28 protein-coding genes are annotated in these 24,195 nt (G+C 62.9%); all 28 read left to right on the top strand.

The window, feature by feature from the left end:
- Positions 1-144 precede the first annotated feature (144 nt).
- The 28 genes from rpoB to secY all read left to right on the top strand — a co-directional run bounded on the left by rpoB (position 145) and on the right by secY (position 24,109).
- Positions 145-4,317 carry a DNA-directed RNA polymerase subunit beta gene (gene rpoB / locus KPL74_12555; protein QWT18575.1) on the top strand — a complete coding sequence of 1,391 codons (4,173 nt, stop codon included), beginning with the start codon at positions 145-147 and terminating at the stop codon, positions 4,315-4,317.
- Between the two features lie 25 nt (positions 4,318-4,342).
- A complete protein-coding gene (gene rpoC, locus KPL74_12550; GenBank protein ID QWT18574.1) occupies positions 4,343-8,557 on the top strand; it encodes a DNA-directed RNA polymerase subunit beta' in 4,215 nt (1,404 codons plus the stop codon).
- Positions 8,558-8,729: 172 nt separating this feature from the next.
- A complete protein-coding gene (rpsL, locus tag KPL74_12545; GenBank protein QWT18573.1) occupies positions 8,730-9,104 on the top strand; it encodes a 30S ribosomal protein S12 in 375 nt (124 codons plus the stop codon).
- Between the two features lie 16 nt (positions 9,105-9,120).
- Positions 9,121-9,588 carry a 30S ribosomal protein S7 gene (rpsG, locus tag KPL74_12540; protein ID QWT18572.1) on the top strand — a complete coding sequence of 156 codons (468 nt, stop codon included), beginning with the start codon at positions 9,121-9,123 and terminating at the stop codon, positions 9,586-9,588.
- A gap of 29 nt (positions 9,589-9,617) precedes the next feature.
- Positions 9,618-11,747 carry an elongation factor G gene (fusA, locus tag KPL74_12535; protein QWT18571.1) on the top strand — a complete coding sequence of 710 codons (2,130 nt, stop codon included), beginning with the start codon at positions 9,618-9,620 and terminating at the stop codon, positions 11,745-11,747.
- 47 nt (positions 11,748-11,794) lie between these two features.
- Positions 11,795-12,985, top strand: coding sequence for an elongation factor Tu (gene tuf / locus KPL74_12530; GenBank protein QWT18570.1), 1,191 nt, complete (start codon positions 11,795-11,797; stop codon positions 12,983-12,985).
- Between the two features lie 461 nt (positions 12,986-13,446).
- Entirely contained in the window at positions 13,447-13,758 is a 312-nt protein-coding gene (gene rpsJ / locus KPL74_12525) for a 30S ribosomal protein S10 (GenBank protein QWT18569.1), read from the top strand.
- 20 nt (positions 13,759-13,778) lie between these two features.
- Positions 13,779-14,420: a 50S ribosomal protein L3 gene (gene rplC / locus KPL74_12520; GenBank protein QWT18568.1), complete on the top strand. Its 642-nt coding sequence runs from the start codon at positions 13,779-13,781 to the stop codon at positions 14,418-14,420.
- Positions 14,421-14,431: 11 nt separating this feature from the next.
- Positions 14,432-15,034 carry a 50S ribosomal protein L4 gene (rplD, locus tag KPL74_12515; protein ID QWT18567.1) on the top strand — a complete coding sequence of 201 codons (603 nt, stop codon included), beginning with the start codon at positions 14,432-14,434 and terminating at the stop codon, positions 15,032-15,034.
- Positions 15,031-15,324: a 50S ribosomal protein L23 gene (rplW, locus tag KPL74_12510; GenBank protein QWT18566.1), complete on the top strand. Its 294-nt coding sequence runs from the start codon at positions 15,031-15,033 to the stop codon at positions 15,322-15,324. The genes rplD and rplW overlap by 4 nt, the downstream gene beginning before the upstream one ends.
- Positions 15,325-15,342: 18 nt before the next feature.
- A complete protein-coding gene (gene rplB / locus KPL74_12505) occupies positions 15,343-16,164 on the top strand; it encodes a 50S ribosomal protein L2 (protein QWT18565.1) in 822 nt (273 codons plus the stop codon).
- A 13-nt stretch (positions 16,165-16,177) separates the two neighbouring features.
- Positions 16,178-16,450 carry a 30S ribosomal protein S19 gene (gene rpsS / locus KPL74_12500; protein QWT18564.1) on the top strand — a complete coding sequence of 91 codons (273 nt, stop codon included), beginning with the start codon at positions 16,178-16,180 and terminating at the stop codon, positions 16,448-16,450.
- Entirely contained in the window at positions 16,450-16,785 is a 336-nt protein-coding gene (rplV, locus tag KPL74_12495; GenBank protein QWT18563.1) for a 50S ribosomal protein L22, read from the top strand. Before rpsS ends, rplV begins: the two co-directional genes overlap by 1 nt.
- Positions 16,786-16,800: 15 nt before the next feature.
- Complete coding sequence (gene rpsC / locus KPL74_12490) at positions 16,801-17,538, top strand: 30S ribosomal protein S3 (protein ID QWT18562.1); 738 nt, start codon at positions 16,801-16,803, stop codon at positions 17,536-17,538.
- Positions 17,539-17,549: 11 nt separating this feature from the next.
- Positions 17,550-17,963, top strand: coding sequence for a 50S ribosomal protein L16 (gene rplP / locus KPL74_12485; protein QWT18561.1), 414 nt, complete (start codon positions 17,550-17,552; stop codon positions 17,961-17,963).
- Entirely contained in the window at positions 17,963-18,148 is a 186-nt protein-coding gene (gene rpmC, locus KPL74_12480) for a 50S ribosomal protein L29 (protein ID QWT18560.1), read from the top strand. Before rplP ends, rpmC begins: the two co-directional genes overlap by 1 nt.
- Before the next feature lie 12 nt (positions 18,149-18,160).
- The gene (gene rpsQ / locus KPL74_12475; GenBank protein ID QWT18559.1) at positions 18,161-18,421 is read left to right on the top strand and encodes a 30S ribosomal protein S17; all 261 of its coding nucleotides are present in this window, start codon (positions 18,161-18,163) and stop codon (positions 18,419-18,421) included.
- 12 nt (positions 18,422-18,433) lie between these two features.
- Entirely contained in the window at positions 18,434-18,802 is a 369-nt protein-coding gene (gene rplN, locus KPL74_12470) for a 50S ribosomal protein L14 (GenBank protein ID QWT18558.1), read from the top strand.
- A 14-nt stretch (positions 18,803-18,816) separates the two neighbouring features.
- Positions 18,817-19,128 (top strand): 50S ribosomal protein L24, encoded by a 312-nt coding sequence (gene rplX, locus KPL74_12465; GenBank protein QWT18557.1) that lies wholly within the window; start codon positions 18,817-18,819, stop codon positions 19,126-19,128.
- A 12-nt stretch (positions 19,129-19,140) separates the two neighbouring features.
- Positions 19,141-19,680: a 50S ribosomal protein L5 gene (rplE, locus tag KPL74_12460; GenBank protein ID QWT18556.1), complete on the top strand. Its 540-nt coding sequence runs from the start codon at positions 19,141-19,143 to the stop codon at positions 19,678-19,680.
- A 14-nt stretch (positions 19,681-19,694) separates the two neighbouring features.
- Positions 19,695-20,000: a 30S ribosomal protein S14 gene (gene rpsN / locus KPL74_12455; GenBank protein QWT18555.1), complete on the top strand. Its 306-nt coding sequence runs from the start codon at positions 19,695-19,697 to the stop codon at positions 19,998-20,000.
- Positions 20,001-20,201: 201 nt separating this feature from the next.
- Positions 20,202-20,597 carry a 30S ribosomal protein S8 gene (gene rpsH / locus KPL74_12450; GenBank protein ID QWT18554.1) on the top strand — a complete coding sequence of 132 codons (396 nt, stop codon included), beginning with the start codon at positions 20,202-20,204 and terminating at the stop codon, positions 20,595-20,597.
- 11 nt (positions 20,598-20,608) lie between these two features.
- Entirely contained in the window at positions 20,609-21,136 is a 528-nt protein-coding gene (rplF, locus tag KPL74_12445; protein ID QWT18553.1) for a 50S ribosomal protein L6, read from the top strand.
- Between the two features lie 30 nt (positions 21,137-21,166).
- Positions 21,167-21,517 (top strand): 50S ribosomal protein L18, encoded by a 351-nt coding sequence (gene rplR, locus KPL74_12440; protein ID QWT18552.1) that lies wholly within the window; start codon positions 21,167-21,169, stop codon positions 21,515-21,517.
- Positions 21,518-21,644: 127 nt separating this feature from the next.
- Positions 21,645-22,154, top strand: coding sequence for a 30S ribosomal protein S5 (gene rpsE / locus KPL74_12435; GenBank protein ID QWT18551.1), 510 nt, complete (start codon positions 21,645-21,647; stop codon positions 22,152-22,154).
- The gene (rpmD, locus tag KPL74_12430) at positions 22,147-22,344 is read left to right on the top strand and encodes a 50S ribosomal protein L30 (protein ID QWT18550.1); all 198 of its coding nucleotides are present in this window, start codon (positions 22,147-22,149) and stop codon (positions 22,342-22,344) included. The genes rpsE and rpmD overlap by 8 nt, the downstream gene beginning before the upstream one ends.
- Positions 22,345-22,350: 6 nt before the next feature.
- Entirely contained in the window at positions 22,351-22,782 is a 432-nt protein-coding gene (gene rplO / locus KPL74_12425; protein QWT18549.1) for a 50S ribosomal protein L15, read from the top strand.
- Positions 22,783-22,786: 4 nt separating this feature from the next.
- Positions 22,787-24,109 (top strand): preprotein translocase subunit SecY, encoded by a 1,323-nt coding sequence (gene secY, locus KPL74_12420; GenBank protein ID QWT18548.1) that lies wholly within the window; start codon positions 22,787-22,789, stop codon positions 24,107-24,109.
- Positions 24,110-24,195 lie beyond the last annotated feature (86 nt).

The following is a 24,195-nucleotide window of genomic DNA, read 5'->3' as shown; positions in this document are numbered from 1 at the left end:
CTCCATCCCTTCGGAAATGGGACATCGCGATTCGAGAGCTGCCCACACGGGGCTCCGCGGTTCGAATCCCGATCTCCGATTTTCGATTCAACTTAAGCCGTCGCGTGCAGCGATGGCATTACTGAGACCGAGGCGGTAACAGACATGACCTACTCGTTTACCGAGAAGAAGCGCATCCGCAAGGATTTCGGCAAGCGGCCCCCCGTGCTGGGCGTGCCCAACCTGCTGACGATCCAGACCGACTCGTACAAAGAATTCCTGCAGGAACACACTAACGCGAAGTCGCGTGAAGAAAAGGGCTTGCACGCTGCCCTGAAGTCGGTGTTCCCGATCTCCAGCTACTCCGGCAACGCCGCCCTCGAGTACGTCGACTATCGCCTCGGCGAGCCGGCGTTCGACGAGCGCGAGTGCCGCAACCGTGGCATGACCTTCGGTGCGCCGCTGCGCGCCACCGTGCGCCTGGTCATCTACGACAAGGACAGCCCGGCGTCGAAGAAGGCCGTGAAGTACGTGAAGGAGCAGGAAGTCTACATGGGCGAAATTCCGCTCATGACCGACACCGGCACCTTCATCATCAACGGTACCGAGCGCGTCATCGTTTCCCAGCTGCACCGTTCGCCGGGCGTGTTCTTCGATCACGACCGCGGCAAGACGCACAGCTCGGGCAAGCTGCTGTTCTCCGCGCGCGTCATTCCTTACCGTGGTTCGTGGCTCGACTTTGAGTTCGACCCGAAGGATGCGCTGTTCACGCGTATCGATCGTCGCCGCAAGCTGCCGGTGACCGTGCTGCTGCGCGCGCTCGGCTACAACAACGAAGAGATGCTGAGCATCTTCTTCGAGCACAACGTGTTCCACCTGGGCAAGAAGGGCACGGTCACGCTCGACCTGGTCGCCGAGCGCCTGCGCGGTGAAACCCTTTCGTTCGACCTCGTGATCGACGGCAACGTGCTGGTGGAAGCCGGCAAGCGCATCACTGCGCGCCACGTTCGCCAGCTCGCCAACGAAAAGATCGCGACGCTCGAAGTGCCGGACGACTACCCGGTCGGCCGCATCGTCGCCATCGACATGATCGACAAGGACACCGGCGAAGTCATCGCCGCGGCCAACGACGAGCTCACCCTCGAGCACCTCGAGCACTTCCGCAAGGCCGGCATCGAAACCGTGCCGACGCTGTACGTGAACGACCTCGACAAGGGTGCGTACATCTCGAACACGCTGCGCATCGACAACACGCGCACGCAGCTCGAGGCCCTGGTCGAGATCTACCGGATGATGCGTCCGGGCGAGCCGCCGACCAAGGATGCCGCGCAGAACCTGTTCTACAACCTGTTCTTCACCTTCGACCGCTACGACCTGTCGGGCGTGGGCCGCATGAAGTTCAACCGCCGCGTCGGCCGCAAGGACGTCGTTGGCCCGGGCGTGCTCTACGACCACAAGTACTTCAGCGAGCGTAAGGAAGAAGAGGCCCAGCGCCTCCTCGCCGAGCAGGGCGAAACCTCGGACGTCCTCGACGTCCTGCGCGTCCTGATCGACATCCGCAACGGTATCGGAACGGTCGACGATATCGACCATCTCGGTAACCGTCGCGTCCGTTCGGTCGGCGAAATGGCCGAGAACACCTTCCGCATCGGCCTGGTCCGCGTGGAACGTGCCGTGCGCGAGCGCCTGTCGCTGGCCGAATCCGAGGGCCTGACCCCGCAGGAACTGATCAACGCCAAGCCGGTCGCGGCAGCGGTGAAGGAGTTCTTCGGTTCGTCGCAGCTCTCGCAGTTCATGGATCAGAACAACCCGCTGTCCGAAGTGACCCACAAGCGCCGCGTGTCGGCGCTCGGACCGGGCGGCCTGACCCGTGAGCGTGCCGGCTTCGAAGTCCGCGACGTGCACCCGACCCATTACGGCCGCGTCTGCACCATCGAAACGCCGGAAGGCCCGAACATCGGCCTGATCAACTCGCTGGCCGTTTACGCCCGCACCAATGCCTACGGCTTCCTTGAGACGCCGTATCGCAAGGTCGAGAACGGCAAGGTCACCGACAAGGTCGACTACCTGTCCGCGATCGAAGAGGGCGACCACGTCATCGCGCAGGCGAACTCGCCGCTGACGAAGGAAGGCAAGTTCATCGAAGACTTCGTCTCCTGCCGCTTCCGCGGTGAGTCGGAGCTGCGTCCGTCGGCCGAGATCAACTACATGGACGTTTCGCCCATGCAGACGGTGTCGGTCGCAGCCGCGCTCGTGCCGTTCCTCGAGCACGATGACGCGAACCGCGCACTGATGGGCGCGAACATGCAGCGCCAGGCCGTCCCGACCCTGCGCAGCCAGAAGCCGCTCGTCGGCACCGGCATCGAGCGCGCCGTGGCGCGTGACTCGGGCGTCACCGTGGCCGCCAAGCGCGGTGGTGTCATCGACCAGGTCGATGCCGCCCGTATCGTCGTGCGCGTCAACGAAGTGGAAGTGGGCGACGACGACGCCGGCGTCGATATCTACACGCTGACCAAGTACACCCGTTCCAACCAGAACACCAACCTCAACCAGCGTCCGCTGGTGAACGTGGGTGACATCGTGGCCGTGGGCGACACGCTGGCCGACGGTTCGTCGACCGACCTGGGCGAGCTCGCGCTCGGCCAGAACATGCTGGTCGCGTTCATGCCGTGGAACGGCTACAACTTCGAAGACTCGATCCTCATCTCCGAGCGCGTCGTGCAGGAAGATCGTTACACCTCGATCCACATCGAGGAAATGACCTGCATCGCCCGTGACACGAAGCTGGGTGCCGAAGAAATCACCGCGGACATCCCGAACGTCGGCGAGTCGGCGCTTGCCCGCCTCGACGAGTCCGGCATCGTCTACATCGGTGCGGAAGTGAAGGCTGGCGACATCCTGGTGGGCAAGGTCACGCCGAAGGGCGAAAGCCAGCTCACCCCGGAAGAGAAGCTGCTTCGCGCCATCTTCGGCGAGAAGGCCTCGGACGTTAAGGACAGCTCGCTGCGCGTGCCCCCGGGCATGGACGGCAACGTCATCGACGTGCAGGTCTTCACCCGCGACGGCATCGAGAAGGACAAGCGCGCCAAGCAGATCGAAGAGACCGAGCTGAAGCGTATCCGCAAGGATCTCGACGACCAGTTCCGCATCCTCGAAGGCGCGATCTACGCCCGTATGCGTACGGCGCTCGTCGGCAAGTCCGCGATGAGCGGCCCGGCCGGCCTCAAGCGCGGTACGGTCATCGACGACGCTTACCTGGACGGCCTGAAGAAGGACGACTGGTTCAAGATCAACGTCAAGGAAGAGGAAGTCTCCGAGTTCCTCGAGCGCGCGGCCGAACAGGTCAAGCGCCACAAGGAGAACTTCGAGAAGCGCTTCAAGGAGAAGCAGGGCAAGATCACCCAGGGCGACGACCTCGCCCCGGGCGTGCTCAAGATGGTCAAGGTCTACCTTGCCGTTAAGCGCCGCATCCAGCCCGGTGACAAGATGGCAGGCCGACACGGTAACAAGGGTGTCGTGTCGATGATCGTCCCGGTCGAAGACATGCCGTTCTCGGCGGACGGTCGTCCGGTCGACATCGTGCTGAACCCGCTGGGCGTGCCGTCGCGTATGAACATCGGCCAGATCCTCGAAGTCCACCTTGGTTGGGCGGCGAAGGGACTTGGCCACAAGATCGACGCGATGATCCAGGCGCAGGAAAAGCCGGCGAAGCTGCGCGAGTTCCTGCACGAGGTCTACAACCACGGTAACGCCGGTGCCGAAGGCGCCACCCGCTTCGTCGACCTGCCGTCGATGAGCGACGCGGAAATCGTGAACCTCGCCGACAACCTGCGCGACGGCGTGCCGATGGCTACGCCGGTGTTCGACGGTGCGGAAGAGGCCGAGATCAAGCACATGCTGAAGCTTGCGGACTTGCCGGAATCCGGCCAGACCATGCTGTACGACGGCCGCACGGGTGAAGCGTTCGATCGCCCGGTCACCGTTGGCTACATGCACATGCTGAAGCTGAACCACCTCGTCGACGACAAGATGCACGCCCGTTCGACTGGTCCGTACTCGCTCGTTACCCAGCAGCCGCTGGGTGGCAAGGCGCAGTTCGGTGGCCAGCGCTTCGGCGAAATGGAAGTCTGGGCGCTGGAAGCTTACGGCGCGGCGTACACCCTGCAGGAAATGCTGACGGTCAAGTCGGATGACGTGCAGGGCCGTAACCAGATGTACAAGAACATCGTCGATGGCAACCACGAAATGGCTGCCGGCATGCCGGAATCCTTCAACGTCCTCGTGAAGGAAATCCGCTCGCTCGGTATCGACATCGAGCTCGAAGAGCTCAAGAAGTGATCGTCGCGGCTATCGGAGATTACGCATGAAAGACCTGCTCAATCTGTTCAACCAGCAGCGACAGACGCTGGACTTCGACGCGATCAAGATCGCCCTGGCTTCGCCGGAGCTGATCCGCTCGTGGTCGTACGGCGAAGTGAAGAAGCCGGAAACCATCAACTACCGTACGTTCAAGCCTGAGCGTGACGGCCTGTTCTGCGCGGCCATCTTTGGCCCGATCAAGGACTACGAGTGCCTGTGCGGCAAGTACAAGCGCATGAAGCACCGTGGCGTGGTCTGCGAGAAGTGCGGCACCGAGGTCACCCTGGCCAAGGTCCGTCGCGAGCGCATGGGCCACATCGAGCTGGCCAGCCCGACTGCGCACATCTGGTTCCTGAAGTCGCTGCCGTCGCGCATCGGCCTCATGCTGGACATGACGCTGCGTGACATCGAGCGCATCCTGTACTTCGAAGCGTTCGTCGTGATCGATCCGGGCCTGACCGCGCTCGAGCGCGGTCAGTTGCTCAGCGAAGACCAGTACCTGGAAGCCACCGAAGAGCACGGTGACGAGTTCGACGCCCGCATGGGTGCCGAGGCCGTCTACGAGCTCCTGAAGAGCCTCGACCTGCCGGGCGAAGTCATCCGCCTCAAGGAAGAGATCGCTTCGACGAACTCGGAAACCAAGCTCAAGCGCCTCACCAAGCGCGTGAAGCTGATCGAGGCGTTCCTGGAATCCGGTAACAAGCCGGAGTGGATGGTGCTGACCGTCCTGCCGGTGCTGCCGCCGGACCTGCGTCCGCTGGTGCCGCTGGATGGCGGCCGTTTCGCCACGTCCGACCTGAACGACCTGTACCGCCGCGTCATCAACCGTAACAACCGCCTGAAGCGCCTGCTCGAACTCGCTGCGCCGGACATCATCGTCCGCAACGAGAAGCGCATGCTGCAGGAATCGGTCGATGCGCTGCTCGACAACGGCCGCCGCGGCCGTGCCATCACCGGCACGAACAAGCGCGCGCTGAAGTCGCTGGCCGACATGATCAAGGGCAAGCAGGGCCGCTTCCGCCAGAACCTGCTCGGTAAGCGCGTCGACTACTCGGGCCGTTCGGTCATCGTGGTCGGCCCGACCCTGCGCCTGCACCAGTGCGGCCTGCCGAAGAAGATGGCGCTTGAGCTGTTCAAGCCCTTCATTTTCGCCAAGCTCCAGGCCCGCGGCGAAGCGACCACGATCAAGGCTGCCAAGAAGCTGGTCGAGCGCGAAGAGTCGCAGGTGTGGGACATCCTGGAAGAGGTGATCCGCGAACATCCGGTCATGCTCAACCGTGCGCCCACGCTGCACCGCCTGGGCATCCAGGCGTTCGAGCCGGTCCTCATCGAAGGCAAGGCGATCCAGCTGCACCCGCTCGTCTGTACGGCATTCAACGCCGACTTCGACGGTGACCAGATGGCCGTCCACGTGCCGCTGTCGATCGAGGCGCAGCTCGAAGCCCGCGCCCTGATGATGTCGTCCAACAACGTGCTGTCGCCGGCCAACGGCGAGCCGATCATCGTGCCGTCGCAGGACGTCGTGCTCGGCCTGTACTACATGACCCGCGAGCTGGTTAACGCCAAGGGCTCGGGCATGGTGTTCGCGAACATCGGTGAAGTGCGCCGTGCGTACGACAACCGTGCCGTCGAACTGCACGCCAAGGTGAAGGTGCGCGTGCGCGTCTTCGAAGTGGCGGAAGACGGTACCCGTTCGGCAAGCACCCAGATCGTGGATACCACGGTCGGTCGCGCCCTGCTGGCCGAGATCATCCCGGAAGGCCTGCCGTTCGCCCTGGTGAACGTCGAGCTGACCAAGAAGAACATCTCGCGCCTGATCAACCAGAGCTACCGCCTGCTCGGCCTGAAGGAATCGGTCGTGTTCGCGGACAAGCTGATGTACACCGGCTTCCGTTTCGCGACCCGCGCCGGCATCTCGATCGGCATCGACGACATGAAGATCCCGGCTGAGAAGAAGGCGATCCTCGAGGAAGCCGAGAAGGAAGTCGTTGAGATCCAGGAGCAGTACCAGTCGGGCCTCGTGACCGCCGGCGAGCGCTACAACAAGGTCGTCGACATCTGGTCGCGTACGAACGAACTCGTCGCGAAGGCCATGATCGACGGTATCGGTACCGAGAAGGTCGCCGATGCCGAAGGCAAGATGGTCAACCAGAAGTCGATGAACTCGCTGTACATCATGGCCGACTCCGGCGCGCGTGGTAGCGCGGCGCAGATTCGCCAGCTGGCAGGCATGCGTGGCCTGATGGCTCGCCCGGACGGCTCGATCATCGAGACGCCCATCAAGGCGAACTTCCGTGAAGGCCTGAACGTGCTGCAGTACTTCAACTCCACCCACGGTGCTCGTAAGGGCCTCGCGGATACGGCGCTGAAGACGGCGAACTCGGGTTACCTGACGCGTCGCCTCGTCGACGTGGCGCAGGACGTGGTCATCACTGAACACGACTGCGGCACCGAAGACGGCGTGATGATGTCGCCGATCGTGGAAGGCGGCGACGTGGTCGAGCCGTTGCGCGAGCGCGTGCTTGGCCGCGTGGTGGTCGAAGACGTCTACGCCCCGGGCGAAGGCGACGAGCCGATCGTCACCCGCGATACCCTGCTCGACGAAGGCCTGGTCGACAAGCTCGACAAGGCTGGCGTGCAGCTCATCAAAGTGCGTTCGCCGATCACCTGCCGTGCCAGCCACGGCGTGTGCGCCCTGTGCTACGGCCGCGACCTTGCGCGTGGCCACCTGGTCAACATGGGTGAGGCCGTGGGCGTCGTCGCCGCACAGTCCATCGGTGAGCCGGGTACCCAGCTGACGATGCGTACGTTCCATATCGGTGGTGCGGCGTCCCGTGCCGCTGCCGTCGACAACGTCACCGTGCGCACCACCGGCACGCTGAAGTTCAATAACCTGAAGTCGGTCGAGCACAACCAGGGCCACCTGGTCGCCGTCTCGCGTTCGGGCGAAGTGAGCGTCATCGACGTCAACGGCCGCGAGCGCGAGCGTTACAAGGTGCCTTACGGCGCCACCATCGCCGTGAAGGACGGTGATCCGGTGAAGGCTGGCCAGACCGTGGCCAACTGGGATCCGCATACCCATCCGATCGTCACGGAAGTGTCCGGCGTGGTTCGCTTCATCGACTTCATCGATGGCGTGACCGTGCAGTCGCAGACGGACGAACTGACCGGCCTCGAGTCGGCGGTGGTGACGGATCCGAAGCGTCGCGGCACGCAGGCCAAGGACCTGCGCCCGATCGTCCGCCTGGAAGACAGCAAGGGCCGTGAGCTCAAGCTGCCGGGTACGGACATCGCGGCACAGTACTTCCTGCCGGCTGGCGCGATCGTCTCGATCCAGAACGGTGCCGAAGTGGGCGTGGGTGACGTGGTCGCCCGTATCCCGCAGGAAACCTCGAAGACCCGCGACATCACGGGTGGTCTGCCGCGCGTGGCCGATCTGTTCGAAGCCCGCAAGCCGAAGGAGCCGGCGATCCTCGCGGAGCGCTCGGGCATCATCAGCTTCGGCAAGGACACCAAGGGCAAGCAGCGCCTGATCATCAAGGACGTGGACGGCAACGAGCACGAAGAGCTGATTCCCAAGTGGCGCCAGGTCATCGTGTTCGAAGGCGAGCATGTGGAGAAGGGCGAGACCGTCGTCGACGGCGAGCCGAATCCGCATGACATCCTGCGCCTGCTGGGTGTCGAGCCGCTGGCTTCGTACCTGGTCAAGGAAATCCAGGACGTGTACCGCCTGCAGGGCGTGAAGATCAACGACAAGCACATCGAAGCGATCATTCGCCAGATGCTTCGCAAGGTCGAGATCACCGAGGGCGGCGACAGCACGTACCTCCGCGGTGAACAGGTCGAGCGCGTCCGCATGAACGAGGAAAACGAGCGCGCCGAGAAGCGTGGCGAGCGTCCGGCCGGCTTCGAGTCGGTCCTGCTCGGCATCACCAAGGCGTCGCTGGCAACTGAGTCGTTCATCTCGGCGGCCTCGTTCCAGGAGACCACCCGCGTGCTCACCGAGGCCGCTGTCCGCGGCACCCGTGATACGTTGCGTGGCCTGAAGGAAAATGTTATTGTTGGGCGGCTAATCCCTGCGGGTACGGGTCTGGCATACCACGCTTCGCGTCGTAGCCAGAGCGGCCTGACGGACGCTGACCTCCAGACCCTCCAGGGTTCGGGCGCTTCCGTCTCGTTCGAAGAAGCCCCCGCCGGTTCCAACGATAGCGCCGAGTGAGGCCCCGTACGGGCTTCGCCCGTACATACGAAATGAGGCGCATGGATGCGCCTCGTGTTCGGATTCAGGGACGATGGGTGCCGGCCGCCTAAGGCGGTGGCGCACGTCAAAATCGCTTATACGGCGGGCCGAGTAGTCGGTCTGCCTTTATGTTTCTCAGGAATAGCTTCGCATGACGACAGTCAACCAGTTGGTGCGCAAATCCCGCAGCCCCAAGGCGTACAAGAGCGCCTCGCCGGCCCTGCAGAGCAGCCCGCAGCGTCGCGGTGTCTGCACGCGCGTTTATACGACCACCCCGAAGAAGCCGAACTCGGCGCTGCGTAAGGTTGCCAAGGTGCGCCTCACCAACGGTTTCGAAGTCATCAGCTACATCGGTGGCGAAGGTCACAACCTCCAGGAGCACTCGGTGGTCCTGATCCGTGGCGGTCGCGTCAAGGATCTCCCGGGTGTGCGTTACCACACGGTTCGCGGCAGTCTCGACTGCGCCGGCGTGACCAAGCGTCGCAAGTCGCGCTCGAAGTACGGCGCCAAGCGCCCGAAGAGCTGAGTAAAGGACAAGAATTATGTCGCGTAAAGGTTCCCATCCCGCCCGTGTGGTCCTCCCGGACCCGAAGCACGGAAGCCAGCTGATCGCCCGCTTCATCAACATGGTGATGAAGTCCGGCAAGAAGTCGGTTGCTGAAGCCATCGTCTACGGTGCCCTCGAGCACATCGGCGAGAAGCACGCAGAAGCCGTCCAGCTGGTCGAAAAGGCCCTGGGCAATATTGCCCCGGCCGTCGAAGTCAAGTCGCGTCGCGTCGGCGGTGCTACGTACCAGGTTCCGGTCGAAGTCCGTCCGGGCCGTCGTATGGCGCTTGCCATGCGCTGGGTCATCGATGCCGCCCGCAAGCGTGGCGAAACCTCGATGCCGCGCAAGCTGGCTGCCGAGCTGCTGGAGGCTTCCGAGTCCCGTGGCGGCGCCGTCAAGAAGCGCGAAGAAACGCATCGTATGGCAGAGGCCAACAAGGCCTTCTCGCATTACCGCTGGTAATTAAAACAGCTTCAGATTGAGGAAAGACCGTGGCACGCACCACTCCCATCGAGCGCTACCGCAACTTCGGCATCATGGCCCACATCGATGCCGGCAAGACCACGACCACGGAGCGCATCCTGTTCTACACCGGCGTCAGTCATAAGATTGGCGAGGTGCACGACGGTGCGGCGACGATGGACTGGATGGAGCAGGAGCAGGAGCGCGGTATCACCATCACTTCCGCCGCCACGACGGCGTTCTGGAAGGGTATGGACCGTTCGCTCCCCGAGCACCGTTTCAACATCATCGACACCCCGGGACACGTTGACTTCACCATCGAAGTGGAGCGTTCGCTCCGCGTGCTCGACGGTGCGGTGTTCGTGCTCTGCGCCGTGGGTGGTGTGCAGCCGCAGTCCGAGACCGTCTGGCGCCAGGCCAACCGGTACAAGGTGCCGCGCCTTGCGTTCGTCAACAAGATGGACCGCACCGGCGCGAACTTTGAAAAGGTCGTCGAGCAGCTGAAGGCGCGCCTGGGTGCGAACCCGGTGCCGATGCAGGTGCCGATCGGCGCCGAAGACAACTTCGAAGGCGTCGTCGACCTCCTCAAGATGAAGGCCGTCAAGTGGGACATGGAGTCCCAGGGCATGAAGTTCGAGTACGTCGAGATCCCGGCTGCGCTGCAGGCGCGTGCCGAGGCCGACCGTACCACCATGATCGAAGCCGCGGCGGAAGCCACGGAAGAGATGATGGACAAGTACCTCGGTGGCGAAGAGCTGACCGAAGCCGAGATCATCGAAGGCCTCCGCCTGCGCACCCTGCGCAGCGAGATCATCCCGGTGTTCTGCGGCACGGCGTTCAAGAACAAGGGCGTCCAGGCGATGCTCGACGCCGTCGTCAACCTGCTGCCGTCGCCGCTCGACCGTCCGCCGGTCGAAGGCATCGACGAGGATGACCAGCCGGCTACCCGCGAAGCCAAGGACGATGCACCGTTCTCGGCCCTCGCGTTCAAGATCATGACCGATCCGTTCGTCGGTGCGCTGACGTTCTTCCGTGTCTATTCGGGCACCCTGAACGCTGGTGACCCGGTGTACAACCCGGTCAAGTCGAAGAAGGAACGTATCGGCCGCATGCTGCAGATGCACGCCAACGAGCGTCACGAACTGAAGGAAGTCCGCGCTGGCGATATCGCCGCAGCGGTTGGCCTGAAGGACGTCACGACCGGTGACACGCTCTGCGCGCAGGACCACGTGATCACCCTCGAGCGCATGACGTTCCCGGAACCGGTGATCTCGATGGCGGTCGAGCCGAAGACCAAGTCGGACCAGGAAAAGATGGGCATCGCCCTCGGCCGCCTGGCGTCGGAAGATCCGTCTTTCCGCGTCAAGACGGACGAAGAGTCGGGCCAGACGATCATCTCGGGCATGGGCGAGCTTCACCTGGACATCCTGGTGGATCGCATGCGTCGCGAGTTCAACGTCGAAGCCAACGTCGGCAAGCCGCAGGTGGCTTACCGCGAGACGATCCAGGCGATGGACGTCAAGTCGGATTACAAGCACGCCAAGCAGTCGGGTGGTAAGGGTCAGTACGGTCACGTCGTGATCGAACTGTCGCCGATCTCCGATGCCGATCGTGCCGACCCGAAGATCGCCCCGGCGATCAAGGACGACTTCCTGTTCATCAACGACATCACCGGTGGCGTGATTCCGAAGGAATTCATCCCGTCGGTCGAAAAGGGCCTCCGCGAAACCATCACCAGCGGTCCGCTGGCTGGCTTCCCGGTCGTCAACGTCAAGGTGAAGCTCGTCTTCGGTTCGTACCACGACGTCGACTCGTCCGAAATGGCGTTCAAGCTCGCTTCGTCGATGGCATTCAAGCAGGGCTTCGCGAAGGCGCAGCCGGTTCTGCTCGAGCCCATCATGAAGGTTGAAGTCGTAACGCCGGAAGACTACGTCGGTGACATCATGGGTGACCTTAGCCGCCGTCGCGGCATGCTCACCGGCCAGGACGACACGCCGTCGGGCAAGACCATCAACGCGATGGTTCCGCTCGGCGAGATGTTCGGCTACGCCACCACGATCCGCTCGCTGAGCCAGGGTCGCGCGATGTTCACGATGGAGTTCGACCACTACGATCCGGCGCCGAAGAATGTCGCCGACGAGGTCATGAAGAAGTCCTGATAGGGCTTCTTCTTCCACCATTCAACGTTCTTTAGAGGTTTAGAGTCATGGCAAAGGGTAAATTCGAGCGCACCAAGCCGCACGTCAACGTCGGCACCATCGGCCACGTCGATCATGGCAAGACCACGCTGACCGCCGCGCTGACCAAGGTCGGTGCCGAGCGTTTCGGTGGTGAGTTCAAGGACTACGGTTCGATCGACGCAGCGCCGGAAGAGAAGGCGCGCGGTATCACGATCTCGACCGCCCACGTGGAATACGAATCGCCGACCCGTCACTACGGTCACGTCGATTGCCCGGGCCATGCTGACTACGTCAAGAACATGATCACCGGTGCCGCCCAGATGGACGGCGCGATCCTGGTGTGCTCGGCCGCTGACGGCCCGATGCCGCAGACCCGCGAGCACATCCTGCTCTCGCGTCAGGTCGGCGTGCCGTACATCGTCGTGTTCCTGAACAAGGCCGACATGGTCGACGACGCGGAGCTCCTTGAGCTGGTCGAGATGGAAGTTCGCGAACTGCTGTCGAAGTACGAGTTCCCGGGCGACGACACCCCGATCATCTCGGGTTCGGCCCGCCTCGCCCTCGACGGCGACCAGTCCGAGATCGGCGTGCCGTCGATCATCAAGCTGGTCGACGCGCTGGACAGCTGGATCCCGCAGCCGGAGCGTGACATCGACAAGCCGTTCCTGCTCCCGGTCGAAGACGTGTTCTCGATCTCGGGTCGCGGTACCGTGCTGACCGGTCGTGTCGAGCGCGGCATCGTCAAGGTTGGCGACGCGGCCGAAGTCGTGGGTCTGAAGGCGACGCAGAACACCACCGTCACCGGTGTAGAAATGTTCCGCAAGCTGCTCGACCAGGGCCAGGCTGGCGACAACGTCGGCGTGCTGGTCCGCGGCCTGAAGCGTGAAGACGTCGAGCGTGGCCAGGTCCTGGCCAAGCCGGGCACCGTGACCCCGCACACCGAGTTCGAAGGCGAGATCTACGTCCTGTCGAAGGACGAAGGCGGCCGTCACACCCCGTTCTTCAGCAACTACCGTCCGCAGTTCTACTTCCGTACGACGGACGTGACGGGCTCCATCAAGCTGCCGGAAGGCACCGAGATGGTGATGCCGGGCGACAACGTGAAGATCTCGGTGACCTTGGGCTTCCCGATCGCCATGGACGAAGGCCTGCGCTTTGCTATCCGCGAAGGTGGCCGCACCGTCGGCGCCGGCGTCGTGGCGAAGATCGTCAAGTAAGAAAAGATCGCCGGGGCAGGGCGACCTGCCCGGTATCGAAGAAGCGGGAGCGAAAGCTCCCGTTTTTTTTTGCTTATTTTTTGACCAGGGGGCTTCCATTCGCCTGGCGAACCAGCTATATTCGTCGAGTTATATCAGCCACATGCCCTCCGGGGCTGGGCTCACCGCGAAATGAGGCGCACGGAATGTGCTTCGAGTTCGCTGGCATGGATGCCGAATAGGATGCCAACGGGCAACGAGCGCAAGCTCTGTTGACCCACGTCGTTGTGTATTCTATACTTTTCTGTCTGGGCAGGCCGTTTATGCGGTCTGCCCGACTTTTTCGGGTCGTTTTGGACGGTGTCAAGCCGTACCGGGCGGCCCGTTGCAGCACCTGTAACACGCAGTACCTGGGTTGTGCGGGGTGGCGAGAAGCCATTCCGAATCACAAGAACGTTCTTTCGATAACAGGACACGGTTTTATGGCGAACCAAAAGATTCGCATTCGGCTCAAGGCGTTCGATCATCGTCTGATCGACCGTTCGGCCAGCGAAATCGTCGAGACGGCCAAGCGCACTGGCGCTACGGTGCTCGGCCCGATCCCGCTGCCGACCAAGATTGAGCGCTACACCATTCTGGTGTCGCCGCACGTCGACAAAGATGCCCGCGATCAGTACGAGACTCGTACCCACAAGCGCGTTCTGGACATCATCGACCCCAACGACAAGACCGTGGACGCGCTCATGAAGCTCGATCTTGCCGCCGGTGTCGACGTGCAGATCAAGCTCGGTTGAGCGGACTAAAGGATACGAAGATGAGTATCGGACTGGTTGGCCGCAAGTGCGGCATGAGCCGGCTCTTCACTGAAGATGGCCGCTCGATTCCGGTGACGCTGATTGAAGCGACCCCGAATCGCGTGACCCAGGTGAAGACCAATGAAGTCGACGGCTACAGCGCCGTCCAGGTCACTGCTGGCGCCAAGCGCGCTTCGCTGCTGACGAACCCCGCCAAGGGTCACTACGCCAAGGCCAAGGTTGAGCCGGGCCGTGGCCTGTGGGAATTCCGCCTCAACGCGGAAGAAGCTGGCAAGTACGAAGTTGGCGCCGAGCTGACCGCCGAAGCCGTGTTCACCGTCGGTCAGACGGTCGACGTCGCCGGCGTGTCGAAGGGCAAGGGCTTCCAGGGCACCATCAAGCGTCACCACTTCAAGATGGGCGACGCTACCCACGGTAACTCGCTGTCGCATCGTGCCCCGGGCTCGATCGGCCAGCGCCAGACGCCGGGTCGTGTGTTCCCTGGTAAGAAGATGTCGGGCCACATGGGTGCGGTCAATCGCACCGTGCAGGGCCTGGAAGTGGTCAAGGTCGACGCCGAGCGTCATCTCATCGCGGTCAAGGGCGCTGTCCCTGGCGCGCCGGGTGGCGACGTCGTGATCCGTCCGACGACCAAGGGTTGAGGAGAGACGCCATGGAACTTAACGTTATTGGCGCCAAGTCGCTCACTGTCTCGGACGAAGTGTTCGGCGGCGAGTACAAGAAGGCCCTCGTGCACCAGGTCGTCACTGCCTACCAGGCTGGCGGTCGTGCAGGCACCAAGGCGCAGCTGTCGCGCGGTGAACTGTCGGGTACCACGAAGAAGTTCAAGAAGCAGAAGGGCGGCGGCGCTCGCCACGGCGATTACCGCGCACCGATCTTCGTCGGTGGTGGCCGCACGTTCGCAGCCAAGCCGCGCAGCTTCGAGCAGAAGGTCAACCGCAAGGCTTACCGCGTTGCGATCCGTTCGATCGTCGCCGAGCTCAACCGCCAGGATCGCCTGAAGGTTGTCACCGAGCTGTCGATCGAAAAGGCCAGCACCAAGGCCATGATCGCCAAGCTGGCTGAGCTCGAAGTCAAGGGTCGCGTGCTGCTGGTGTCGGAAGACGCCACCGAAGCGCTGTACCTGTCCGCCCGCAACATTCCGTACATCCACGTCGTCGACGTGCTGGCCCTGAATCCGGTCAGCCTTGTCGGTAGCGACTACGTCGTCATGACGGTGGACGCGGTCAAGAAGGTCGAGGAGTGGCTCGCATGAGCACCGAACGCACGCTCAATACGCTTCGCGCGCCGCACATCTCTGAGAAGTCGGCACGCCTCGCTGAGCACAACCAGTACGTTTTCGTCGTGTCGCCCGATGCGACCAAGGCGGATGTCCGTGTCGCGGTGGAAGAACTCTTCGACGTCAAGGTCGTGGACGTGAACGTCGTGAACACCAAGGGCAAGGTCAAGTCGTTCCGCCTCCGCGCAGGTGCCCGCCAGGGCAAGCGCAAGGCGTACGTCCGCCTCGCCGACGGCCACACGATCGACGTGTCGGCCAAGGCCTGAGCCAGGAGTTGAATTGAGATGGCACTGATCACTCACAAGCCGACCTCCCCGGGACGCCGCGACGCTGTCAGCGTGCGCACCGAAGGTCTGCACAAGGGCGCACCTTACGCGCCCCTGACCGAATCGCAGTCGAAGACGGGTGGTCGTAACCACTACGGTCGCATCACCACGCGTCATCGCGGCGGCGGTCACAAGCAGGCATACCGCATCATCGACTTCAAGCGCGACAAGGAAGGCATTGCCGCCGTTGTCGAGCGTCTTGAGTACGATCCGAACCGCACGGCGCACATCGCGCTGCTGTGCTACGCCGACGGCGAGCGCCGCTACATCATCGCGCCGAAGGGCGTGGCGGTGGGTGACCGTCTCGTGTCGGGCTCCGACTCGCCGATCAAGCCGGGCAACTGCCTGCCGCTTCGTTCGATCCCGGTCGGTTCGACGATCCACTGCATCGAGATGAAGCCTGGCAAGGGTGCGCAGATCGCGCGTTCGGCCGGTGCCTCGGTCCAGCTGGTCGCTCGCGAGCAGGGCTATGCAACGCTGCGTCTTCGCTCCGGCGAAATGCGTCGCGTCCCGGTTGAATGCCGCGCCACCATCGGTGAAGTCGGCAACTCCGAGCACAGCCTGCGCAAGCTCGGCAAGGCCGGTAAGAAGCGCTGGGCAGGTATCCGCCCGACGGTTCGCGGCGTCGTGATGAACCCGGTCGACCATCCGCATGGCGGTGGTGAGGGCAAGACCTCTGGTGGCCGTCATCCGGTCAGCCCGTGGGGTACCCCGACCAAGGGTTACAAGACGCGCAACAACAAGCGCACCCAGCAGTTCATCGTGCGTCGTCGCAAGTAATTAGGAAACGATCATGCCGCGCTCTCTAAAGAAAGGTCCGTTCGTTGACCTGCACCTCGTAAAGAAGGTGGAAGCCGCCGTTTCCGCCAATAACAAGCGTCCGATCAAGACCTGGTCGCGTCGCTCGATGATCCTGCCGGAGATGGTCGGCCTGACCATCGCCATCCACAACGGCCGCCAGCACGTGCCGGTGCTCATCAACGAGAACATGGTCGGGCACAAGCTCGGCGAGTTCGCGGTGACCCGCACCTACAAGGGCCACGCCGGCGACAAGAAGGGCAAGTGATGAGCACTGAAGCCAAAGCGATCCTGCGCAGCGCCCGCATCTCGGCGCAGAAGGCACGCCTGGTGGCCGACCTGGTCCGCGGTATGCCCGTGGGCAAGGCCAGCGACACGCTTGCCTTTACCAACAAGAAGGCTGCACACCTTGTTCGCAAGGTGCTGCTGTCCGCCGTCGCCAACGCCGAGAACAACCTCGGTGCGGACGTCGACGAACTGAAGGTCGCCCGTATCTTCGTTGACGAAGGTCCGGCCATGAAGCGTATGTACGCCCGCGCCAAAGGCCGCGGTTCCCGCATCCTGAAGCGCACGAGCCACATCACTGTGGTCGTCGGCAACTGATTGGGGTAAGAGACGATGGGTCATAAAGTTCATCCCACCGGTATCCGCCTCGGCATTGCCAAGGACTGGAACTCGAAGTGGTACGCAAACAAGGGCGAATATGCCCAGTACCTCGCTGCTGACCTCAAGGTCCGCGAGATGCTGCGCAAGAAGCTCGCCGCCGCCGGCATCTCGAAGATCCAGATCGAGCGCCCCGCCAAGACCGCCCGCGTGACGATCCACACCGCCCGTCCGGGCGTGGTGATCGGCAAGAAGGGCGAGGACATCGAGAAGCTTCGTAAGGAAGTCACCGACATGATGGGCGTCCCGACGCACATCAACGTCAGTGAAGTCCGCAAGCCGGAACTCGACGCCCAGCTCGTTGCCGAGTCGATCGCGCAGCAGCTCGAGCGCCGCATCATGTTCCGTCGTGCCATGAAGCGCTCGGTCGGTAACGCCATGCGCCTCGGCGCCCTGGGCATCAAGATCAACGTCTCCGGCCGTCTTAACGGCGCCGAGATCGCGCGCTCCGAGTGGGCTCGTGAAGGTCGCGTGCCGCTCCACACCCTGCGTGCTGACATCGACTACGGCACTGCCGAAGCGAAGACCCAGTACGGCATCATCGGTGTGAAGGTGTGGGTCTACAAGGGCGAGATCTTCGACCTCGCGGCCGCCACGGCCGAGGCGTCGAAGGAAGATCAGCAGCCGCAGCAGTCGTCGCGTCGCGACGGTGGTGAAAACCGCCGTGAGCGTGGCGAGCGCTCTGCCAAGTAAGGAGCGTTGCCATGTTGCAACCGAAGCGTACCAAGTACCGCAAGATGCATAAGGGCCGTAACGACGGCCTGGCATTCAATTCCAATCTCGTGAGCTTTGGCGAGTACGGCCTCAAGGCGACGACGCACGGTCAGCTGACCGCGCGCCAGATCGAAGCGGCCCGTCGTTGCATCACGCGCTACGTCAAGCGTGGCGGCAAGTTGTGGATCCGCGTGTTCCCGGACAAGCCGATCACCCGCAAGCCCATCGAAGTTCGAATGGGTGCAGGTAAGGGTGGCGTCGAGTTCTGGGTTGCCCTGATCCAGCCGGGCCGCATGCTTTATGAAATCGAAGGCGTCGACGAAGCGACCGCACGCGAGGCCATGCGCCTTGCCGCTGCCAAGCTCTCGGTCCAGACCCAGTTCGTGTCCAGGGCGGTGATGTAATGGCCATCAAAGAAATCAAAGACAAGTCGGCGGAAGAGCTGAATCAGCATCTGCTGGACCTTCGCAAGGAGCAGTTCAACCTGCGCATGCAGAAGGGCTCCGGTCAGCTTACCCAGCCGCACCAGCTGCGCCGCGTTCGGCGCGACATCGCCCGCACGAAGTTCGTGCTCGGCGCGAAGAAGTAAGGGACGGCTGATATGAGCGATAACCAGAAAACGGCGCGTACCCTCGAAGGCCGCGTCATTAGCAACAAGATGGCCAACACCGTGACGGTGCTGATCGAACGCCAGGTGCAGCATCCGCTGCTCGGCAAGATCATCCGTCGCTCCACGAAGCTCCACGCACATGACGAGACCGGTGCGAACGAGGGCGACCTGGTGCGTATCGCGGAGTGCCGTCCGCTGTCGAAGACCAAGCATCATCGCGTGGTCGCCATCGTCACGCGCGCCGAAGGCTAAGGGAGAGCTGCCATGATTCAGGTACAGAGCATGCTTTCCGCGGCTGATAACAGCGGTGCGAAGGAAATGATGTGCATCAAGGTGCTGGGCGGCTCGAAGCGCCGTTACGCCAGCGTCGGTGATGTGATCAAGGTGACGATCAAGGACGCCATTCCCCGCGGCAAGGTCAAGAAGGGTGAGGTGTACAACGCCGTGGTGGTTCGTACCGCCAAGGGTGTGCGCCGCCCGGATGGCTCGGTGATCCGTTTCGACGGTAACGCGGCCGTCATCCTCAACAACAAGCTCGAGCCGATCGGTACCCGTATCTTCGGGCCGGTCACCCGCGAGCTGCGCAACGAGAAGTTCATGAAGATCGTCTCGCTCGCGCCTGAAGTGCTCTGAGCGGAGACCAGACCATGAACCGTATTCGGAAGGGTGATCACGTCGTCGTGATCACCGGCAAGAACAAGGGCCAGCGCGGCGATGTCCTGCGCGTCGATGGCGACCGCGTGGTCGTCTCGAACGTCAACATCATCAAGCGTCACACCAAGCCGAACCCCCAGGCCAACCAGCCGGGCGGGATCGTCGAGCGTGAGGCCTCGATCCACACCTCCAATGTCCAGCTCTTCAACTCCGCCACGAACAAGGGCGAGCGCGCTGGCACCAAGACGCTCGAGGACGGGCGCAAGGTGCGCGTGTTCCGTTCGGGCGAAGTGGTCGACGCGTAAGGAACCGAAGTCATGACCCGCCTTGAAACGTTTTACAAAGAGTCGGTAATGCAGAAGCTCACTGAGCGCTTCGGTTACCAGAACGTCATGGAAGTCCCGCGCATCACGAAGATCACGCTCAACATGGGCGTCGGCGAAGCCGCCGGTAACAAGAAGATCCTCGAGAACGCCGTGGCCGACATGACCAAGATCGCTGGCCAGAAGCCGATCACCACGAAGGCTCGCGTCTCCGTCGCATCGTTCAAGATCCGCGACGGCTGGCCGATCGGTTGCAAGGTCACCTTGCGCCGTGCCCAGATGTGGGAGTTCCTGGACCGCCTGATCAACATCTCGCTGCCGCGTACGCGCGACTTCCGTGGTGTCTCGGGCCGTGCATTCGATGGCCGTGGTAACTACAACTTCGGCATCAAGGAACAGATCATCTTCCCGGAAATCGACTTCGACCAGGTCGACGCACTGCGCGGTATGGATATCTCCATCACCACCACTGCGAAGTCCGACGAAGAAGCGAAGGCACTGCTGGAAGCCTTCAGCTTCCCGTTCCGTAACTGATTACCAGGTAGATCATGGCCAAGACCTCGATGATTGAGCGCGACGTCAAGCGCTCCAAGCTCGTCAAGAAGTACGCCGCCAAGCGCGCCGAACTGAAGGCGATTGTCCTGAGCGCCACCGCCTCGTATGACGAGAAGATGGAAGCCCAGACCAAGCTGCAGAAGCTGCCGCGTGACGCTTCGCCGTCCCGCCAGCGCAACCGCTGCGCACTGACCGGCCGCCCGCGTGGCGTCTACAGCAAGTTCGGCCTCGGCCGTAACAAGCTGCGCGAAGCCACCATGCGTGGCGACGTTCCGGGCCTGCGCAAGGCTAGCTGGTAAGACCGGCTTCCGCCCTTCGGGGCGGGCCTGGTCCTACCCCGAAAGGGTGGGGCAGGGCATACGGGCTGGGCAGAAGTTGCCCAACCCGCGACAGCCTGATATAGTCGTTGGTCTGCGCAATGCAGACCGACGTCTTGTCGGCTTTACAATTTAAAGATCTCCGGTAATTCGGATATCGGTGCACTCTCAAGGGTTTTTTCTATGAGCATGACTGATCCCATCGCCGATCTGTTTACGCGCATCCGCAATAGCCAGGCCACTGGCAAGTCGGTTGTTCGTATGCCGTCGTCGAAGATGAAGCTGGCCCTCGCCCAGCTGCTGCAGAAAGAAGGCTATGTCCTCGATGCCCGCGTCGCCGAAGAAGGTGGCAAGCCGGTCCTCGAAATCAAGCTGAAGTACTTCGAAGGCCGTCCGGCCATCGAATCCATTTCCCGTGTCAGCCGTTCGGGTCTCCGCGTCTACCGCGGCAAGGACGAGCTGCCGAAGGTCCTCGGTGGCCTGGGTATTTCGATCATCTCCACCTCCGCCGGTCTCCTGACCGACGCGCAGGCCCGTGCCAAGGGTCTCGGTGGCGAAGTCATCGGCCAGGTGGCGTAAGGAGTCCCGACATGTCACGTGTAGCCAAGAAGCCCATCTCCCTCCCGAAGGGCGTCGAAATCTCCGTCGCCAACGGCACTGTCTCCGTCAAGGGCCCGAAGGGCACCCTGACCACCCACGAACTGCCGGGCGTTTCGTTCGCGCAGGAAAATGGCGTGGCCACCGTCGTCCTGGCGGATGGCGCTGACGACAAGTTCGGCGGCACCGCCCGCGCGATCGTCGCGAACATGGTCACCGGCGTTGCCAGCGGCTTCGAAAAGAAGCTCGAACTGGTCGGCGTGGGTTACCGCGCGCAGATGCAGGGCAAGTCGATCAACCTGTCGCTCGGTTTCTCGCACCCGGTTGTTTTCGAAGCGCCGGAAGGCATCACCATCGAAACCCCGACCCAGACGGAAGTCCTGGTCAAGGGCGCCGACAAGCAGCTCGTCGGCCAGGTGGCAGCAAAGATCCGTGCATTCCGTTCGCCGGAGCCCTACAAGGGCAAGGGCGTCCGTTACGCGGGCGAGAAGATCATCCTGAAGGAAGCCAAGAAGGCCTAATCGGCCTATCCGCTTCCTGGAGACAAGACGATGAACAAGAACGAATCCCGCCTGCGCCGCGCCAAGTCGACCCGTGCCCACATCCGTGAGCTCGCCGTCGCCCGCTTGAGCGTGCACCGCACTGGCCAGCACATCTACGCCCAGGTCTTTGCGGCCAATGGCACCGTCGTGGCAGCCGCCTCGACCGTGCAGAAGTCGGTCGCCGAGAACCTCAAGAGCAAGAAGAACGTCGAAGCCGCCACCACGGTGGGTCGCATCGTTGCCGAGCGCGCCAAGGCCGCCGGTATCGAAGCCGTCGCGTTCGACCGCTCGGGTTTCCGTTACCACGGTCGCATCAAGGCTCTCGCCGATGCGGCTCGTGAGGCCGGCCTCAAGTTCTAAGAGGCGTCAGGCCACGGCATCGGCCCCTAGGGGCCGGTGTCGCCCGATGTACCTACAACACCAAGCGGCGACCAAGCCGTAAACAGAAGTCCCGGCTAACTATCATTCCGGGCTATCAGGAAAAGAGATGTCCTCGACAGATCGCGAAAATTCGGACGGCATGCTTGAAAAGCTTATCGCCGTCAACCGCGTGGCCAAGACCGTCAAGGGTGGCCGCCAGATGAGCTTCACCGCGTTGACGGTTGTTGGCGACGGCGAAGGCCGCGTCGGTTTTGGTTATGGCAAGGCGCGTGAAGTGCCGGTCGCCATTTCCAAGGCCATGGAACGCGCCCGCCGCAACATGGTGTCCATCGAACTCAACAACGGCACGCTCTGGTACGCCATCAAGGCCAACCACGGCGCAGCCCGCGTGTACATGCAGCCTGCCTCGCAGGGTACCGGCGTGATCGCCGGCGGCGCCATGCGCGCTGTCCTCGAAGTGGTCGGTGTGAAGGACGTGCTTGCGAAGGCCGTCGGTTCGCGCAACCCGATCAACCTCGTCCGCGCGACGATCAAGGGTCTGCAGGCCGTCGCCTCGCCGAAGCGTATCGCCGCCAAGCGTGGCAAGACGATCGAAGAGGTTCTGGGCAATGGCTAAGAACAACGAAACCGCCGGCACGGTACGCGTGCGCCTGGTCAAGGGCCTGCGCGGCGTGCAGGGTCGCCACCGTCTGAGCGTCAAGGCCCTGGGCCTGAGCCGCATCAACGATGTGCGTGAACTGAAGGATTCCCCGCAGGTCCGTGGTCTTATCAACACGGTTTACTACCTGGTTCGGGTCGAGGAGTAAGCAATCATGCGTCTTAACGACATCAAGCCCGGCAAGGGCGCTCGCAAGACCCGCACCCGCGTTGCCCGCGGTATCGGCTCCGGCCTCGGCAAGACCGCCGGCCGTGGCCATAAGGGTCAGCACGCCCGTGCAGGTAACACGCACCGCGTCGGCTTCGAAGGCGGCCAGATGCCGCTGCAGCGTCGTCTCCCGAAGGTGGGCTTCCGCTCGCTGAAGAAGGCCGACACCGAGCAGGTCATGCTTTACCAGATCGCGGCCCTCGAGGCCGACACCATCGATCCGATCGCACTGCACGCCGCTGGCCTCGTGACCAGCCGCGCCAAGAAGATCAAGATCGTGCTGAAGGGCGAAATCAACCGCGCCGTCAAGCTGCAGGGTGTGCTCGTGACGGCCGGTGCCAAGGCTGCCATCGAAGCCGCCGGCGGCAGCGTGGAGTAATCCAGTGGCTGGAGCGCAGGGCAATTCGCTCGGCTCGCTGGGCAAACTGACGGAACTGCGTCAGCGCATCTTTTTCCTGATTGGTGCGCTGATCGTCTTCCGCCTCGGTTCGTTCATCCCCGTTCCGGGCGTGAATCCCGAGGCGATGACGAGCCTGGTCGAAGGTGGCGGCGGCCTGTTGAACATGGTCAACATGTTCTCGGGTGGTTCGCTCTCCCGCTTCTCGGTGTTCGCGCTTGGCGTGGTGCCTTACATTTCGGCGTCGATCGTGGTCCAGATGATGGGCTCGGTCATTCCGTCGCTGATGGCACTGCGCAAGGAAGGCGAGTCGGGTCGTCGCAAGATGACCATGTACACGCGCTTCGGCACGGTCGGCCTCGCGGCCTTCCAGGCCTTCGGCATCGCGGTCGCCCTGCAGAAGCAGGTCGCGGCAGGCGGCGCCCCGGTGGTGTACATGCCGGGCGCGGGTTTCGTCATGGCGTCGGTCGTCGGCCTCACCGCCGGCACGATGTTCCTGATGTGGCTGGGCGAGCAGATCACGGAGCGCGGCATCGGCAACGGTATTTCGATGCTGATCTTCGCCGGTATCGTCGCGGGCTTGCCGGGTGCCATCGCGCACACGCTGTCCATGGCGAACAACGGCGAGCTGTCGGTCCTGAAGCTGTTGATGGTGACGGCGGTGGTCCTGGGTGTCACGGCGTTCGTCGTGTTCATGGAGCGCGCCCAGCGGCGCATTACCGTGAACTACGCGAAGCAGGGCAACCAGCGCCAGTTCCAGCGCCAGACCTCGCACCTGCCGCTGAAGATCAACATGGCGGGCGTCATTCCGCCGATCTTCGCGACCAGCCTGCTGCTGTTCCCGGCTACCGCGGCAACCTGGTTCGGCTCTGCCCACCAGTCGCGTTGGCTGCAGGCGGTGACCACGGCGCTGAGCCCGGGTGAGCCGATCCACGACATCGTGTTTGCGGTGCTGGTGATTGGTTTCGCCTTCTTCTATACGGCGATCGTGTTCAACTCGCAGGAAACGGCCGATAACCTCAAGCGTTCGGGCGCCCTGATTCCGGGCATTCGTCCGGGCCGGGCCACGGCGGACTATATCGATGGCGTCATGACCCGTCTTACCGGTGTCGGCGCGCTCTACATCGTCCTGGTCTGCCTGGTGCCCACGTTCCTCCAGAACGCCTGGCAAGTCCCGTTTTACTTCGGCGGCACTTCGCTGCTGATCGTGGTGGTGGTGGTGATGGACTTTACGGCCCAGGTCCAGGCCCATCTTGTCAGCCACCAGTACGAGAGTCTGCTTAAGAAGTCCAATCTCCGCCGCGGCTGAGATTGGATGGAAGTCCCCGAGTAGGGGAGGCCGTGGCGCCCAGGTGCCGCAGGACTTCCCGTTTAGGTTAATTAAGGTTAGAATTG

It is taken from the genome of Bacillus sp. NP157, assembly GCA_018889975.1.
In the GTDB taxonomy this organism is placed as follows: Bacteria; Pseudomonadota; Gammaproteobacteria; order Xanthomonadales; family Rhodanobacteraceae; genus Luteibacter.
Note: the sequence above shows the minus strand (reverse complement) of the source record. Positions and strands in the feature narration are given on the sequence as shown.

Coding starts and splice junctions, on each gene's coding strand:
- rplX (QWT18557.1), top strand. CDS start 18,817: ATGAACCGTATTCGGAAGGGTGATCACGTCGTCGTGATCACCGGCAAG.
- rplD (QWT18567.1), top strand. CDS start 14,432: ATGGAACTTAACGTTATTGGCGCCAAGTCGCTCACTGTCTCGGACGAA.
- rpsL (QWT18573.1), top strand. CDS start 8,730: ATGACGACAGTCAACCAGTTGGTGCGCAAATCCCGCAGCCCCAAGGCG.
- rplW (QWT18566.1), top strand. CDS start 15,031: ATGAGCACCGAACGCACGCTCAATACGCTTCGCGCGCCGCACATCTCT.
- rpsH (QWT18554.1), top strand. CDS start 20,202: ATGAGCATGACTGATCCCATCGCCGATCTGTTTACGCGCATCCGCAAT.
- rpsS (QWT18564.1), top strand. CDS start 16,178: ATGCCGCGCTCTCTAAAGAAAGGTCCGTTCGTTGACCTGCACCTCGTA.
- rpsG (QWT18572.1), top strand. CDS start 9,121: ATGTCGCGTAAAGGTTCCCATCCCGCCCGTGTGGTCCTCCCGGACCCG.
- rplO (QWT18549.1), top strand. CDS start 22,351: ATGCGTCTTAACGACATCAAGCCCGGCAAGGGCGCTCGCAAGACCCGC.
- rplE (QWT18556.1), top strand. CDS start 19,141: ATGACCCGCCTTGAAACGTTTTACAAAGAGTCGGTAATGCAGAAGCTC.
- rplC (QWT18568.1), top strand. CDS start 13,779: ATGAGTATCGGACTGGTTGGCCGCAAGTGCGGCATGAGCCGGCTCTTC.
- rpoB (QWT18575.1), top strand. CDS start 145: ATGACCTACTCGTTTACCGAGAAGAAGCGCATCCGCAAGGATTTCGGC.
- rpmD (QWT18550.1), top strand. CDS start 22,147: ATGGCTAAGAACAACGAAACCGCCGGCACGGTACGCGTGCGCCTGGTC.
- rpsN (QWT18555.1), top strand. CDS start 19,695: ATGGCCAAGACCTCGATGATTGAGCGCGACGTCAAGCGCTCCAAGCTC.
- rplP (QWT18561.1), top strand. CDS start 17,550: ATGTTGCAACCGAAGCGTACCAAGTACCGCAAGATGCATAAGGGCCGT.
- rpsE (QWT18551.1), top strand. CDS start 21,645: ATGTCCTCGACAGATCGCGAAAATTCGGACGGCATGCTTGAAAAGCTT.
- rplV (QWT18563.1), top strand. CDS start 16,450: ATGAGCACTGAAGCCAAAGCGATCCTGCGCAGCGCCCGCATCTCGGCG.
- rpoC (QWT18574.1), top strand. CDS start 4,343: ATGAAAGACCTGCTCAATCTGTTCAACCAGCAGCGACAGACGCTGGAC.
- rpmC (QWT18560.1), top strand. CDS start 17,963: ATGGCCATCAAAGAAATCAAAGACAAGTCGGCGGAAGAGCTGAATCAG.
- rplF (QWT18553.1), top strand. CDS start 20,609: ATGTCACGTGTAGCCAAGAAGCCCATCTCCCTCCCGAAGGGCGTCGAA.
- rplB (QWT18565.1), top strand. CDS start 15,343: ATGGCACTGATCACTCACAAGCCGACCTCCCCGGGACGCCGCGACGCT.
- rpsJ (QWT18569.1), top strand. CDS start 13,447: ATGGCGAACCAAAAGATTCGCATTCGGCTCAAGGCGTTCGATCATCGT.
- rpsQ (QWT18559.1), top strand. CDS start 18,161: ATGAGCGATAACCAGAAAACGGCGCGTACCCTCGAAGGCCGCGTCATT.
- rplR (QWT18552.1), top strand. CDS start 21,167: ATGAACAAGAACGAATCCCGCCTGCGCCGCGCCAAGTCGACCCGTGCC.
- tuf (QWT18570.1), top strand. CDS start 11,795: ATGGCAAAGGGTAAATTCGAGCGCACCAAGCCGCACGTCAACGTCGGC.
- rpsC (QWT18562.1), top strand. CDS start 16,801: ATGGGTCATAAAGTTCATCCCACCGGTATCCGCCTCGGCATTGCCAAG.
- rplN (QWT18558.1), top strand. CDS start 18,434: ATGATTCAGGTACAGAGCATGCTTTCCGCGGCTGATAACAGCGGTGCG.